The sequence below is a fragment of the Microbacterium sp. 1262 genome, from assembly GCF_040544895.1.
GTDB classification, from domain to species: domain Bacteria; phylum Actinomycetota; class Actinomycetes; order Actinomycetales; family Microbacteriaceae; genus Microbacterium; species Microbacterium plantarum.
Map to the genome: position 1 here is coordinate 2,028,672 of NZ_JBEPKU010000001.1, position 14,613 is coordinate 2,043,284.

Sequence of the window (14,613 nt, forward strand, 5' to 3'; positions counted from 1 at the left end):
CTCTCCTCGCCGCCGCGGTCAGCGCCGGCCGGTGCCGACGATCGGGCTGACCGACTGCTCGGCCTCGTGGTCGGGGTCGAGCGGGATGCCGCTGCGGTCGCGCAGCAGCAGCGTCGCGACGAGCCCGAGCACCGTCATCCCCGCCAGGTACCAGGTCACCGACGTGGTCGATCCCGTCGCCTGCACGAGCGCGGTGGCGATCGTCGGCGCGAACGCGCCGCCGAGGATGGCGCCGATGGCGTAGGAGATCGAGACGCCCGAGAACCGGATGGATGCCGGGAAGAGCTCGGCGTACAGGGCGGCCTGCGGGCCGTACGTCAGGCCCAGGCCGATCGTCAGGATCGCCAGCCCGGCGAAGAGGAGGCCGATGCTTCCGGTGTTCACGAGCGGGAAGAGAGCGAACACGCCCGCGAGCTGGAGGATCCAGCCGGCGATGTAGGTCGTGCGGCGCCCGATGCGGTCGGAGAGGAACCCGGCGATGAGCGTCGTGACGAGCCAGGTGACCGCCGAACCGGCGACCGCCCACAGGACCGGTTCGCGGTCGAACCCGAGCGGTCCGTCGGGGTTGGTGGCGTAGTTCTGGATGTAGCCGCCGGTGGTCATGTAGCCGACGGCGTTGTTCCCCGCGAAGACGAACGCGGCGATGATCACGAGAGCGGCGTGCTTGCGGAAGAGCTGCACGATCGGCATGTGGGCCTTCTCGCGCCGCTCGGCGAGCTCGGTGAACACGGGGCTCTCCTCCACGCGGCGACGCACGTACCAGCCGACGAGGATGAGCACGACGCTCAGGAGGAACGGGACCCGCCAGCCCCAGGCCAGGAACGCCTCGCCGGGAGCGATCATGGCCATGAGCGCCATCACTCCGGACGCGAGGAGGAGGCCGAGCGGTACGCCGATCTGCGGCGACGCACCGAATGCGCCACGGCGCGTCTTCGGGGCGTGCTCGACGGCCATGAGCACGGCACCGCCCCATTCGCCGCCGGCCGAGATGCCCTGGACGATGCGCAGCAGCACGAGGATGACCGGCGCGGCGAGGCCGATCGTCTCGTACGTGGGCAACAGGCCGATCAGTGCCGTCGCGACGCCCATGAGGATGAGCGTCCACATCAGCACGAGCTTGCGCCCGAGCCGGTCGCCGAGATGGCCGGCGAGGAAGGCGCCGAGGGGCCGGAAGAGGAAGCTCACCCCGACGGTGGCGAAACCGATCAACGCGCTGTTGGCGCCGAGCGGAGCGAAGAAGAGCTGGCCGAAGACCAGCCCGACCGCCGTGGCGTAGATGAAGAAGTCGTACCACTCGACCGTCGTCCCGACGACGGTGGCGAAGACCACGCGGCGGCGGTCGGCGGCGGTGGCGATGGTCCCGGTCGGAGTGAAGCCGCTGCGTGCGGCCGGACCGGGGGTGGATGTGGGGGTGCTCATCTTCGTGCTCCCGAGGTGTCGACGACGTTGTCTGCAGACGTTGTTCTGCTGGCGATGATCATATACGATTTCGAATATGAGACAAGAGCGAGGAAGCTCCGGTCGACCGGGCAAGATCATCGCGGTCCACCTGAGCTATGCATCCCGGGCCGCGCAGCGCGGGCGCACGCCCGCCGCCCCCTCGTACTTCCTGAAGGCGTCGAGCTCGATCGCCGGGAGCGGCGACACGGTCGAACGCCCGGCGGGTACGGAGCTGCTGGCGTTCGAGGGCGAGATCGCGCTCGTCATCGGGCGCGACGCGCACCGGGTCGGCCTCGCCGAGGCCTGGGACCACGTCGCCGCCGTCACCGCGGCCAACGACCTCGGCGTCTACGACCTGCGCGCCGCCGACAAGGGATCGAACCTCCGCTCGAAGAGCCGTGACGGCTTCACTCCCCTCGGCCCCGACCTCATCGACGCCCGGACCGTCGACCCGCACCGGCTCCGCGTCCGCGCCTGGGTCAACGGCGACCTCGTGCAGGACGACACCACCGGCGGCCTGCTGTTCCCGCTGGCGCAGATCGTCGCCGACCTCTCGCAGCACCTGACCCTCGAGACCGGCGACGTCATCCTGACCGGCACGCCGGCCGGATCGTCGGTCATCGTCCCCGGCGACGTCGTCGAGATCGAGGTCGACGCGCTCGATACCGGCGCCACGTCGGGACGACTCGTGACGACCGTCGTCGCCGACGAGGGCGCCGCGTTCGATCCCGCGCTCGGCTCGCTTCCCACGGTCGACGACATCCAGCGCGAGGAGGCCTGGGGATCGCGCGAAGCTGCCGGGCTGCCGGACGAGCCGGCATCCGGCCTCACCGACGATCTCCGGGCCAAGCTCGAGCGCGTGCCCGTCGCGGCACTGTCGCAGCAGCTGCGCAAGCGCGGGCTCGACGACGTGACGATCGACGGTGTGCGGCCGATGCACCCCGCCAGCAAGCTCGTCGGAACGGCCGCCACGCTGCGGTTCGTGCCGTTCCGCCCCGACCTCTTCGCCCGGCACGGCGGCGGATTCAACGCGCAGAAGCAGGTGTTCGACGCGGTCTCGCCCGGCGAGGTCATCGTCATCGAGGCGCGCGGCGAGACCGGATCGGGCACGCTCGGCGACATCCTGGCCCTCCGCGCCCGGACCCGGGGAGCCGCCGGCGTCGTCACTGACGGCGGCGTGCGCGACTACGCCGCCGTCGCCGAGATCGGCCTGCCCGTCTATGCCGCGGGCGCGCATCCGGCCGTCCTCGGGCGCAAGCACGTTCCGTGGGAGGCGGGCGGAACCATCGCCTGCGGCGGCGCGACCATCCAGCCCGGAGACGTCATCGTGGGCGACGCCGACGGGGTCATCGTCATCCCGCCATCTCTCGTCGCCGAGGTCGTCGATGCGGCCCTCGCTCAGGAGGACGAGGACGCCTGGATCGCCGCGCGCGTGGCGGAGGGCGCCTCGGTCGACGGGCTGTTCCCGATGAACGCGGCCTGGCGCGCCCGGTACGACGGCGAGCGCGGCGCATGACCTCCCCGACGCCTCCCCTGCCCGAGACGCAGAGCAAGTCGCAGCGCGCGTATCACTGGATCCGCGAGCGCATCGCCGAGCAGGAGTTCACCCCGGGGTACCGGCTCGTGCTCGGGACGATCGCCGGCGAGCTCGACATGAGCGTCGTCCCGGTGCGCGAGGCGATCCGCCAGCTCGAGGCCGAGGGCCTCGTGACCTTCGAGCGCAACATCGGCGCCCGCGTGGCGATGGTCGACGACTCGCAGTACCGCTTCAGCATGCAGGCGCTGTCGATCCTCGAGGGCGCCGCGACGGCGCTCGCGGCGCGCGCGCTGAGCGTCGACGACATCCGGCGTGCGCGCGAGATCAACGCGCTGATGACCGAGTCTCTCGATCACTTCGATCCGCGCTCGTTCACCCGGTTGAACCAGGAGTTCCACGCGACGCTGTTCGAGCAGTGCGCCAACCCTCGAATGCTCGAACTCGTGCAGGCCGAATGGGCACGGCTCGGACACCTGCGCGACTCGACCTTCAGCTTCGTCCCGGGCCGCGCGCAGGAGTCGGTGCAGGAGCACGAGCACATCCTGGCGCTGATCGAACGAGGGGCGCCCCTCACCGAGATCGAGCACGCCGCGCGGCGCCACCGCTCGGCCACCCTCGACGCCTACATGACGCACGAGCACCCCGATCAGGCGCTCGGCCTGCCCAACTTCTGACCGCCCCCTGCTGCAAGGACGCACGAGATGACCGACACGACGCTCACCGCCCCCCACACGCCCGCGGACCTGCCAGGCGCCATCCGTCACTACATCGACGGGTCGCTCGTCGACTCGGTCGACGGCGCGACGTTCGACGTGCTCGACCCCGTCACCGGGCGCGTGTACCTGCAGGCGGCCGCCGGCAAGAAGGCCGACGTCGATGCCGCCGTCGCGGCAGCCCGCCGCGCGTTCACCGAGGGGCCGTGGCCGCGGATGCTCCCGCGCGAGCGCTCGCGCGTGCTGCATCGCATCGCCGACCTGGTCGAGTCTCGCGACGCCCGCCTCGCCGAGCTCGAGTCGTTCGACTCCGGACTCCCCATCACGCAGGCGCTCGGCCAGGCCCGGCGGGCCGCCGAGAACTTCCGGTTCTTCGCCGACCTGATCGTCGCCCAGGCCGACGACACCTACAAGGTGCCCGGCCGTCAGATCAACTACGTCAACCGCAAGCCCATCGGCGTCGCCGGGCTCATCACTCCGTGGAACACCCCGTTCATGCTCGAGTCGTGGAAGCTCGCCCCGGCGCTCGCCACCGGCAACACGGTCGTGCTGAAGCCCGCCGAGTTCACGCCCCTGTCCGCGTCGCTGTGGGCGGGCATCTTCGAGGAGGCCGGACTGCCGCCCGGGGTCTTCAACCTGGTCAACGGCCTCGGCGAGGACGCGGGCGACGCGCTCGTGAAGCACCCCGACGTGCCGCTCATCTCGTTCACGGGCGAGAGCTCGACGGGGCAGCTGATCTTCGCCAACGCGGCGCCGCACCTCAAGGGGCTGTCGATGGAGCTGGGCGGGAAGAGCCCGGCGATCGTCTTCGCCGACGCGGATCTCGACGCGGCGATCGACGCCACGATCTTCGGTGTGTTCTCTCTCAACGGCGAGCGCTGCACGGCCGGCAGCCGCATCCTCGTCGAGCGCGCGGTGTACGACGAGTTCGTCGGACGCTACGCCGCGCAGGCCCAGCGGGTGCGAGTCGGCTTCCCCCACGACCCGGCGACCGAGGTGGGCGCGCTCGTGCATCCCGAGCACTTCGAGAAGGTCATGTCGTACGTCGAGCTCGGAAAGAGCGAGGGCCGCCTCGTCGCCGGCGGCGGCCGCCCCGAGGGGTTCGAGAGCGGCACCTTCGTCGCCCCGACCGTGTTCGCCGACGTCGCTCCGACGGCGCGGATCTTCCAGGAGGAGATCTTCGGCCCGGTCGTCGCGATCACCCCGTTCGACACGGATGCCGAGGCGCTGGACCTCGCCAACGACACGAAATACGGGCTCGCCGCCTACGTCTGGACCAACGACCTGAAGCGGGCGCACAACTTCTCGCAGGCCGTTGAGGCGGGGATGGTCTGGCTCAACTCCAACAACGTGCGCGACCTGCGCACCCCGTTCGGCGGGGTCAAGGCGTCCGGCCTCGGCCACGAGGGCGGCTACCGGTCGATCGACTTCTACACGCACCAGCAGGCGGTGCACATCACCCTCGGCGCGGTCCACAACCCGACTTTCGGCAAGAGCTGACCCGCCGCCCGGAACCGCCGGACCCACCCGACATCGAGAGCAAGGACGCTGTCATGACCCACCGCGACCAGATGACCCGGACCTCCTCGGGCTACTTCGTCAGCCAGGAGGCGCCGATCACCTGCGACGACCCGATCCCGACGCCGACGGCGCCGGCGCCCGACATCCTCCGCTGCGCCTACATGGAGCTGGTCGTCACCGACCTCGCCGCCTCACGGGAGTTCTACGTCGACGTGCTCGGGCTCTACGTCACAGAGGAGGACGACGAGGCGATCTACCTCCGTTCGACCGAGGAGTTCATCCACCACAACCTGATCCTGCGTCAGGGACCGGTCGCCGCCGTCGCGGCGTTCTCGTACCGCGTCCGGTCGGCCGACGACCTCGACCGCGCCGTCGCGTTCTACACCGAGCTGGGCTGCCGGGTGGAGCGGCGGCCGGGTGGCTTCGTGCGAGGCATCGGCGACTCTGTCCGCGTCGAGGATCCGCTCGGCTTCCCGTACGAGTTCTTCTTCCAGACCGAGCACGTCGAGCGCCTCTCGTGGCGCTACGACCTCCACACGCCCGGCGAGCTCGTGCGTCTGGATCACTTCAACCAGGTGACCCCGGACGTCCCGCGCGCCGTGCAGTTCATGCAGTCGCTCGGGTTCCGGGTGACCGAGGACATCCAGGATGACGCGGGCACGGTGTACGCGGCATGGATGCGGCGGAAACCGACCGTCCACGACACCGCGATGACCGGCGGTGACGGCCCCCGGATGCACCACGTGGCCTTCGCGACGCACGAGAAGCACAACATCCTCGCGATCTGCGACAAGCTCGGCGCGCTCCGCCGATCGGACGCGATCGAGCGGGGGCCGGGGCGCCACGGCGTCTCGAACGCGTTCTATCTCTACCTGCGCGACCCCGACGGACACCGCGTCGAGATCTACACGCAGGACTACTACACCGGCGACCCCGACAATCCCGTCATCACGTGGGACGTGCACGACAACCAGCGCCGCGACTGGTGGGGCAACCCCGTCGTGCCCTCCTGGTACACCGAGGCCTCCCTCGTCCTCGACCTCGACGGGAAGCCCCAGCCGCTCCGCGCCCGCACCGACGACTCGGAGATGGCCGTCACGATCGGCGCCGACGGGTTCTCGTACACCCGACCGGGCGACGACGGGTTGCCCGAGTACAAACAGGGCGAGTACAAGCTCGGCAACCAGCTCTGACCTCCAACCAACTCTGAGAGGACGCTCATGCTCTCCCCCGACGACATCGCCGCCATCGCGGACGACCTGGCCGAGGCCGATCGCACCCACGGCGTCATCCCGCGCATCACGGCACGGTATCCCGGCGCCACCGTCGAGGACTCGTACGCCATCCAGGGCGTGTGGCGCGACCGGATGATCGCCTCGGGCCGCCGGCTCGTGGGACGCAAGATCGGTCTGACCTCCCGAGCGATGCAACAGGCGACCGGAATCACCGAGCCCGACTACGGCGTCATGTTCGACGACACGGTCTACGGCTCGGGCGCCGAGATCGCCACCGAGCGGTTCTCGAACGTGCGCGTCGAGGTCGAGCTCGCCTTCGCGCTCGCCCGTCCCCTCGCCGGGCCGGACTGCACGCTCGACGACGCGCTCGACGCGATCGACTATGCCGTCCCGGCCCTCGAGATCCTCAACTCGCACATCGAGCTCGAGGGGCGCACGATCGTCGACACGATCGCCGACAACGCCGCTTACGGTGCGATGGTGCTCGGCACCGAGCGGCGACGTCCCGACGAGATCGACCTGCGGTGGGTGCCGGCGCTGCTCTCGCGCAACGGCGAGATCGAGGAGACCGGGGTGGCGGCGGGTGTCCTCGGCCATCCCGCGACGGGGGTCGCCTGGCTCGCCAACAAGGTGTCGCAGCACGGCGCGCGCCTGGAGGCGGGTGAGCTGATCCTCGCCGGGTCGTTCACGCGGCCGATGTGGGTGTCGCGCGGCGACGAGGTCCGCTGCGACTATGGCCCGATGGGAGTGATCGCATGCCGTTTCGTCTGACACCGACCTTCCGCGACGCCCTCGCTCGCGCGGACCGCCCGCTCGCGGGGATGTGGGTGTGCTCCGGGTCGCCGCTGGTCGCCGAGATCTGCGCCGGCGCCGGACTCGACTGGCTGCTCATCGACATGGAGCACTCTCCCAACGGAATCGAGTCCGTGCTCGCCCAGTTGCAGGCCGCCGCCGCGACACCGGTCACGACGATGGTGCGGGTTCCGACCGCTGACCCCGTCGTGATCAAGCAGGTGCTCGACCTCGGTGCGCAGAACCTGCTCGTGCCGATGGTGTCGTCGGTCGCCGAGGCCGAGGCGGTCGTGCGCGCGGTGCACTATCCGCCCCGCGGCATCCGGGGCGTCGGTTCCGCCCTCGCCCGTTCGGCCCGCTGGAACCGCGTCGACGACTACCTGGCCGAGGCCGAGCAGCACGTGTCGCTCGTCGTGCAGATCGAGACCGCCGCGGGGGTCGACGCCGCCGCGGGCATCGCTGCGGTCGACGGGATCGACGGCGTGTTCGTCGGCCCGAGCGATCTCGCCGCCTCGATGGGGCTGCTCGGACAGCAGTCCCACCCCGACGTGGTCGCCGCCGTCCGTCGCGTCTTCGCCGACGCCCGGTCCGCCGGCACACCGGCGGGCGCGAACGCCTTCGACCCCGCGCTCGCGCGCGGCTACGCCGAGGCCGGGGCGGACTTCCTGCTCGTCGGCGCCGACGTCGCGCTGCTGGCCCGCGGCTCGGAAGCGCTCGCGGCGGCCTGGGTGCCCGAGGCCGACCGCACCACCCGCGCCGGATACTGACGCGGGATCACCCCGGCACGGCGCGTGCGATGTGGAGAGCGAGGTAGGCGACCTCCTCGTCGGTGATCTCGATGTCGTGCTGCGTCCGCACGAGCGCACGCACGCGTTCGGCCGTCGCCGTCGCCCGAGGATGCCGCCGGCTCATGCTCTCGAAGAGGAAGCCGTCGTCGCTGTCGAGCATGCGCCCCGAGAACACCCGCTCGGCGAAGAACTGCAGGTGCACGAGGAAACGCGACGAATGCAGGTCGTCGCCGAAGGCGATCCCCGTGGTGTTCGACACGATCGTGGTCGCCGCCGAGATGAGCCGTACGACATGCATCGTGTCGGCACCGGCCCGCCCGTTGGCGGCGTTCGCGAGGTGGAACGCGATGTTGGCGGCCTCTTCGTCCGGCACATCCACGCGCATGCGCGCCCGCAGCAGCTCGACACCGCGGGATCCGACGGCGTACTCGTCGGGGTAGACGGTGCGTAGTTCCCATGCGAGCCGGTTCACGACGACGAGACCGCGACGGTGACGCTCGACGGCGAAGTGAAGGTGGTCGGTGAGCGTGAGGTAGATGTGCGGATCGAGATCGAGCCCCGAGGCCACGGCGTCACGGACGATCTCCCGGGTGAGCTCGACGAACTCACCCGGGATCTGCGCGAGCAGCTCGACGAGGTTCCGCTGATCGGCGTCGTCGAGCGCGACGAACACCCGATCGGTCGCGCCCTCGTCGACGACGTCGCCGGGTTTGGCACCGAATCCGATGCCCTTGCCCAGCAGCACCCGCTCGACGCCGCGCTCGTCATCGACGAGCACGACGCTCGAGTTGAGCACCTTCTTGATGATCTGCATGCCCGTCCTCATCGACCCGGCCTCACGCTCGTGGAGCAGGAGGGTCACCCGAGATCTGCGCCGTTCGTGGCGATCACCCGCTGGTACCACCAGAACGAATCCTTGCGCCGACGCTCACCGCTGCCCTGACCGAGATCGTCGAGGTCGACGTGAATGAAACCGTATCGCTTCGAGATCTGCGACGACGACGCACTGATGATGTCGATCGGCGCCCAGCTGGTGTAGCCCATCAGCTCGACGCCCTCGTCGACGGCCCGGATCATCTCGCGGAAGTGCGCCCGGAAATAGTCGATGCGGTAGGGGTCGTGGACGCGCCCGTCGGCGGTCAGCTCATCGCGCATGCCCAGCCCGTTCTCGACGATGAACAGCGGCTTGCCGTAGCGGTCGTACAGATCGATGAGCGAGATCCGCAGCCCGACCGGGTCGATCTGCCAGCCCCACTCGCTGGACTCGAGGTAGGGGTTCTTGACCCCGAGCACCGTGTTCCCCGGGGTCCGCTCGGCATCCGGGTCGACGGACTCGGCGAGGGTCATGTAATACGACAGCGAGATGAAATCGACGGGGTGCTCGCGCAGCAGCTCGGCATCCCCCTCGGCGAACGGGATCTCGACGCCCTGTCGCGCGAGCGCGTTCAGGGCGAGGCGGGGGTAGGCGCCGCCGGCCTGGACATCCGTGCAGAGGTAGAGCAGCCGGTCCTTCGCCTGGGTCGCGGCGATGTCGTCGGGGTGGCACGTCAGCGGGTAGGTCTTCAGCATGGTCAGCATGCAGCCCATCTGCGACTCGGGCCACATCTCGTGCAGCATCCGCGTCACCGAGGCCGAGGCCACGAACTGGTGATGGAGGGCGGTGTAGCAGGCCTGCAGGATGCTGCCTTCGACGGTCTCCTCGATGATGCCGCCCGAAGTGAGCGGATGCCGCACGATGCCGTCGATTTCGTTGAACGACAGCCACAGCTTGACCAGGTGCCCGAAGCGCTCGAAGCACGTGCGGGCGAAGCGCTCGAACAGGGCGATCGTGCCGCGATCGACCCAGCAGTTGTTCTTCAGGGCGAGGGCGAGCGGCGGGTCGTAGTGCGAGAGCGTGACGAGCGGTTCGATGCCCAGCCGCCGCATCTCGGTGAACAGCCCCTCGTAGAAGGCGATGCCGTCCTCGTTGGGTTCGGTCTCCTCGCCCGTCGGGTACAGCCGCGTCCACGCGATCGACACGCGCAGCACCGTGAACCCCATCTCGGCGAACAGGGCGAGATCCTCGGGATACCGGTGGTAGAAGTCGATGCCGCGGCGCTTGGGGTAATACGTCTCGTCATCATCGGCCATGGCGGCGGTGATGCTCTCGACCGTGTGCGCGTGATGGATCGCGTATTCGCGGGGGTCGACGTTCGGACGATACTTCGCGATGTCCGAGACGGCCGGACCGCGGCCGCCCTCGCGCCACGCGCCCTCGGCTTGATTGGCGGCGAGCGCGCCGCCCCACAGGAACGAATCAGACAGTGCCACGAGCGGCCTCCTTGGTACGAGCGGTGAAGATGCCGGTGCCCGCCTCGACGGGCCCGGTGAGGGCTTCGACGACCTCGAACGCGTCGCCGTTGAGGACGACGACCGGGGTGATCGTGTCGAAGCCGGCGAGGTGGATCGCCTCGAGGTCGGCCTCGAGGATCAGCTGCCCGCGTTCGACGCGATCGCCCTGCGCGACGTGGGCGACGAAGGGAGCTCCGTCGAGCTTGACCGTGTCGAGCCCGACGTGGACGAGGATCTCGACGCCGTCGTCGCCGGTGATGCCGAAGGCGTGCTTCGAGGGCAGCAGGCTCGAGACCACTCCCGACAGCGGCGCGTACACGGCGCTCGCACTGGGGCGGATCGCGACGCCGTCGCCGAGGATGCCGCCGCCGAAGACCGGGTCGTCGACGCGGTCGAGCGGGACGACCTCGCCCGCGACGGGGGCGACGAGGCGGCCGTCGCCGACCGGGTTGGGCGCGATCCCGCCCGCCGGGCCGGTCTGAGCCTCGAGGGCGCGGATCGTGCCCGAGTCGGAGTCCTTCCAGATGACGAGCGCGACGACGAAGGCGGTCGCGAAGGCGACGAGCGCCCCGATGACGGCATGGATGAGGTTCCACGGGTTGAGCACGTCGATGAACATCGAGATGCTCGCAGCCCCCGGGCTGACGAGCGCGAAGGCGCCCACGGCGGCGATGCCCAGGTAGACGGCGCCGGTCAGCGAGCCGGCGATCACCGCGAACAGCGCACGGCGGTTCTGCAGCGTCACGCCGTAGAGCGCGGGCTCGGTGATGCCGAAGAACGCGGAGATGCCCGACGAGATGGCCGTGCCGCGCAGAGTCTTGTTGCGGGTGCGGATAGCGACGGCCAGGCTCGAGCCCGATTCGGCGATGTTGTGGGCGAGCGAGGCCACGAGGTAGAAGGGGTCACGCCCCTGCTGTGCAACGGTGGCGATCGTGGGCGGGATGAACGCCTTGTGCATCCCCACCGAGATGATGAAGGGGAGCACGGCTGCCAGCAGCGCGATAGCGACCCAGCCGAGCGTGCCGTACAGCCAGAGCATGCCGCCGGTGAGCAGCGATCCGAGGCCGTAACCGAGGGGCCCGAGGGCGAAGATCATGATCGGCGAGACCACGATGAAGCACAGCAGCGGCACGAAGAAGGTGCGGATGGGCCCGGGCGTGATCTTCGTCGCCAGCTTCTCGACGGGCCACAGCAGCAGCACCGCGAGGATCGGCGGGAAGACCTGGGCGTTGTAGGAGATCGCGGGGATGGCGAGGCCGAAGAGCGCGACACCGCCCTCCTGCGTCAGCAGACCGGAGAACGTCGGGAACACCAAGAGCCCGACGATGCCGAGAGCCAGCGGGATGTTGACGCCCAGCTTCTTCGCGGCAGTGTAGGTCACCAGCAGCGGCAGGAAGAAGAACACCGCGTCGGGGATCGCCGAGAGCACCTGGTAGCTGGGGTCGGTCGTCTGCATCCACCCGAGCGCCGAGGCGAGGATCAGGAACGACTTGAAGATGCCCGCGCCGGCGATGGCCGGGATGATCGGGGTGAACACCGCGACGACGAAGTCCATGACCGCCGAGCCCGCGCGCTTCCATGTCAGCTTCGGACGGGTCTCCCCCGCCGCACGTGCCGCCGCACGCCCGCCGCGCAGCTTCTCGATCTCGGTGAAGTAGTCGCCCACCTTCGACCCGACGATGATCTGGGTCTGCGGACCGCGCACGACGCCGATGACGCCGGGCACCGCCTTCAGAGCCGCCTCATCGGCGCGGGCGTCGTCGACGAGATTGAATCGGAGCCGCGTCGAGCAGTGCTGCAGGGCGGCGATGTTCTCGGGTCCGCCGACGTGCTCGAGGATCGCGCCCGCGGCGTCCTTCGTGGTGGTCATCTTCGTTTTCCCTCCTGTGGAATCCCGGACCGTGCCGCCGGAGCGGCTCCGCTCCGGCCCCGGTCGGAGGCAATAAAAAAAGGACCCGACCGCCGTGCGATGCACGTACGTTCGGATCCTGCCTGCATGACCAGTCACATGTCCGAGATGATCGTCGCACGTTCCACGGCGGCACGCAAACGAGCACGGCGGGGCCGTCGCGCGGATGCGACGATGGGTGCATGACGCAGACGCATCTCATCACGGGCGCGGGCTCGGGCATCGGACTCGCGATCTCGCGCCGGCTTGCCGACCGTGGCGACCGGCTCGTGCTCCTCGGCCGGAACGAAGCCCGCGCGGCCGAGCTCGCGGAGCTCCTCCCGGACGCCGTCGGCGTCGCCGCGGACCTGCGCGAGCCCGCGGCCCTCGCCGGCGCGCTCGCGGACCGGCTGCCGGAGGCGATCGACACCGTCATCCACGGCGCGGGCGTCGTCGAGCTGGGTCCTGTTGCCGAGCTGCCCGTCGCCGCATGGACCGATCAGCTCACCGTCAACCTCATCGCCGCCGCCGAGCTCACCCGCCTCGCTCTGCCCGCGGTACGGGCCGCGCGCGGTCAGATCCTGTTCGTCAACTCCGGCGCCGGCCTCACGGCGCACCCGGCGTGGAGCGCCTACGCCGCGTCGAAGCACGGACTCAAGGCCCTCGCCGACGCGCTGCGCGGCGAGGAGGCCGCCCACGGCGTCCGCGTGACGACGGTCTACCCGGGGCGGACCGCCACGCCGATGCAGGCGGAGGTGCACCGCCAGGAGGGCCGCGACTACGACCCCGCCGCCTTCATCGATCCCGAGTCCGTCGCGACGACCGTGCTCGCCGCCCTCGACCTGCCACGAGACGCCCTGGTCCCGGACGTGTCCGTGCGTCCCGGCCCCCGGTGACGTCGACGTGGCCGGCTCCGACCTTCCTCCCGGGCGTCACCTCGCACTGACCTGGGGCATCGCCGTTCCCTACGGGGGCATGACCACCGCCCTGCTCGATCGCAGCCGCCTCTTCGCCGAGGCCGGAACTCCGGTCGACGTGCTCACCCTCGACGACCGCGCGTTCCCCCTGCCGCCGGTCACCGACCCCGACGCCACGACGCCCGTGACGATTCGCAACCTCTACGACTGGCCACGGACCGGCGGCGTGCATCCCGGCACGGGGCTCCCCGACGCACCGCCCGCGCTCGATCCCGCGGACGACGGCGTCATCATCGATGAGGCGAACGACGTCATCCTCCGCCGCCTGCGGCTCGGCGCCGACGGCAAACCGGTGGACATCGACCACCTCCGCCCCGATGGCACGATCGCGCTGTCGGAACGACGGGTCGGCGCCCGGGGCCGCCTCCTCCTGGCCCGCGACGCCGACGGCCGACCGGTCCGCGCCTGGCGCCGACGCTACGACTTCTACGCCGACTGGCTCGACCACCTCGTGGGCGACGGCGAGGCGTTCCTCATCGTCGACAGCAAAACCGTTGCGCCCTTCGCGGCGGGATACCGGCGACGCCGGGTCACGACCGTGCACGTCATCCATGGCTCGCACCGGGGGCCGAAACCGGGCTCGGTGCGAGCATCGCGCCAGGCGGTGTTCTCGCGACTGACCGATTTCGACGCCGTCGCATTCGCCACCGACGCCCAGGCCGCCGACGTGAGGGCGATCGTGGGGCCGCGCCCGTTCCTGGCGAGCGTCGCCCACCCGGTCTCGCTCATCGACGCCGCGACCCTGCCGACGGAGGCCGCGCGAACCGGCGCCGTCGTCATCGCCCGGCTCGAAGCGATCAAGCGGGTGGAGGATGCCGTCGCGGCGGTGCGCCTCGTGCACAGCGACGACGGACCGCGCGTCCCCCTCGACATCTACGGCACGGGTTCTCGCGCCGCCGAGCTCGCCGTCCTCGCCGAGGACGACGACGCGATCCGCTTCCACGGGCACACCGACGAGCCGGCAGCGGCCATGGCCACCGCCAGCGTCCTTCTGCTCACGAGCAGATCGGAGGCGTTCGGTCTGGTCCTCCTCGAGGCGATGGCCGCGGGCTGCCTCCCCATCGCCTACGACATCGCCTACGGACCGGCCGAGCTGATCCGCCACGGCGAGAACGGATGGCTCGTCGCGGACGGCGACGTCGGCGCCCTCGCGGACGCCGTGCGAGCCGCGGTCGAGCTCGACCCCGTCCGGCGGGCCGCGATGCGGGAGAACGCCCGAGCGACCGCATCCGAGTACAGCGACGCGCGCATCCGCCGCCGCTGGGCGAGCATCTTGCGCGCGGCTCGCCGCCGGGGGCGCACCCGCGGCGGACTGCGCCGGTTGTCGGCGGCGGCGCGTCGCGTCGTCGGCGACGTGCGACGACGACTGCACCGCTCCACCCGCTAGCCCG

Annotated in this window: 12 protein-coding genes; 8 read left to right on the forward strand and 4 right to left on the reverse strand. The window is 70.5% G+C overall.

What is annotated here, in order from left to right; all coding sequences use genetic code 11:
• Positions 1-18: 18 nt before the first annotated feature.
• The gene (locus ABIC53_RS09745; protein ID WP_354451279.1) at positions 19-1,419 is read right to left on the reverse strand and encodes an MFS transporter; all 1,401 of its coding nucleotides are present in this window, start codon (positions 1,417-1,419) and stop codon (positions 19-21) included.
• A 76-nt stretch (positions 1,420-1,495) separates the two neighbouring features.
• Here ABIC53_RS09745 and ABIC53_RS09750 point away from each other — a divergent pair, with 76 nt between their 5' ends.
• From ABIC53_RS09750 to ABIC53_RS09775, 6 genes are read left to right on the forward strand one after another with little or no spacing between them, the layout of a single operon-like run.
• On the forward strand, positions 1,496-2,956 hold the full coding sequence (locus ABIC53_RS09750) for a fumarylacetoacetate hydrolase family protein (protein WP_354451281.1): 1,461 nt from the start codon (positions 1,496-1,498) through the stop codon (positions 2,954-2,956).
• Positions 2,953-3,651 (forward strand): GntR family transcriptional regulator, encoded by a 699-nt coding sequence (locus tag ABIC53_RS09755; RefSeq protein ID WP_274178391.1) that lies wholly within the window; start codon positions 2,953-2,955, stop codon positions 3,649-3,651. The genes ABIC53_RS09750 and ABIC53_RS09755 overlap by 4 nt, the downstream gene beginning before the upstream one ends.
• Before the next feature lie 27 nt (positions 3,652-3,678).
• A complete protein-coding gene (gene hpaE, locus ABIC53_RS09760; protein WP_354451283.1) occupies positions 3,679-5,190 on the forward strand; it encodes a 5-carboxymethyl-2-hydroxymuconate semialdehyde dehydrogenase in 1,512 nt (503 codons plus the stop codon).
• Positions 5,191-5,243: 53 nt separating this feature from the next.
• Positions 5,244-6,404, forward strand: coding sequence for a 3,4-dihydroxyphenylacetate 2,3-dioxygenase (gene hpaD, locus ABIC53_RS09765; RefSeq protein WP_114589187.1), 1,161 nt, complete (start codon positions 5,244-5,246; stop codon positions 6,402-6,404).
• Positions 6,405-6,431: 27 nt separating this feature from the next.
• A complete protein-coding gene (locus ABIC53_RS09770) occupies positions 6,432-7,217 on the forward strand; it encodes a 2-keto-4-pentenoate hydratase (RefSeq protein ID WP_282502071.1) in 786 nt (261 codons plus the stop codon).
• Positions 7,202-8,005 (forward strand): HpcH/HpaI aldolase family protein, encoded by an 804-nt coding sequence (locus tag ABIC53_RS09775; RefSeq protein ID WP_282502070.1) that lies wholly within the window; start codon positions 7,202-7,204, stop codon positions 8,003-8,005. The genes ABIC53_RS09770 and ABIC53_RS09775 overlap by 16 nt, the downstream gene beginning before the upstream one ends.
• Positions 8,006-8,012: 7 nt before the next feature.
• Here ABIC53_RS09775 and ABIC53_RS09780 read toward each other — a convergent pair whose 3' ends face one another.
• The 3 genes from ABIC53_RS09780 to ABIC53_RS09790 are packed head-to-tail and all read right to left on the reverse strand — an operon-like array spanning position 8,013 to position 12,227.
• A complete protein-coding gene (locus tag ABIC53_RS09780; protein ID WP_112616976.1) occupies positions 8,013-8,840 on the reverse strand; it encodes a PRD domain-containing protein in 828 nt (275 codons plus the stop codon).
• A 44-nt stretch (positions 8,841-8,884) separates the two neighbouring features.
• Positions 8,885-10,336 carry a family 1 glycosylhydrolase gene (locus ABIC53_RS09785; protein ID WP_282502069.1) on the reverse strand — a complete coding sequence of 484 codons (1,452 nt, stop codon included), beginning with the start codon at positions 10,334-10,336 and terminating at the stop codon, positions 8,885-8,887.
• The gene (locus ABIC53_RS09790) at positions 10,323-12,227 is read right to left on the reverse strand and encodes a glucose PTS transporter subunit IIA (RefSeq protein ID WP_354451287.1); all 1,905 of its coding nucleotides are present in this window, start codon (positions 12,225-12,227) and stop codon (positions 10,323-10,325) included. Before ABIC53_RS09790 ends, ABIC53_RS09785 begins: the two co-directional genes overlap by 14 nt.
• Positions 12,228-12,448: 221 nt before the next feature.
• On the opposite strand from ABIC53_RS09790, the gene ABIC53_RS09795 reads away from it, so the two are divergent.
• Positions 12,449-13,141 carry an SDR family oxidoreductase gene (locus ABIC53_RS09795; protein WP_274178382.1) on the forward strand — a complete coding sequence of 231 codons (693 nt, stop codon included), beginning with the start codon at positions 12,449-12,451 and terminating at the stop codon, positions 13,139-13,141.
• 79 nt (positions 13,142-13,220) lie between these two features.
• Positions 13,221-14,609: a glycosyltransferase gene (locus tag ABIC53_RS09800; RefSeq protein WP_323987249.1), complete on the forward strand. Its 1,389-nt coding sequence runs from the start codon at positions 13,221-13,223 to the stop codon at positions 14,607-14,609.
• Positions 14,610-14,613: the final 4 nt, after the last annotated feature.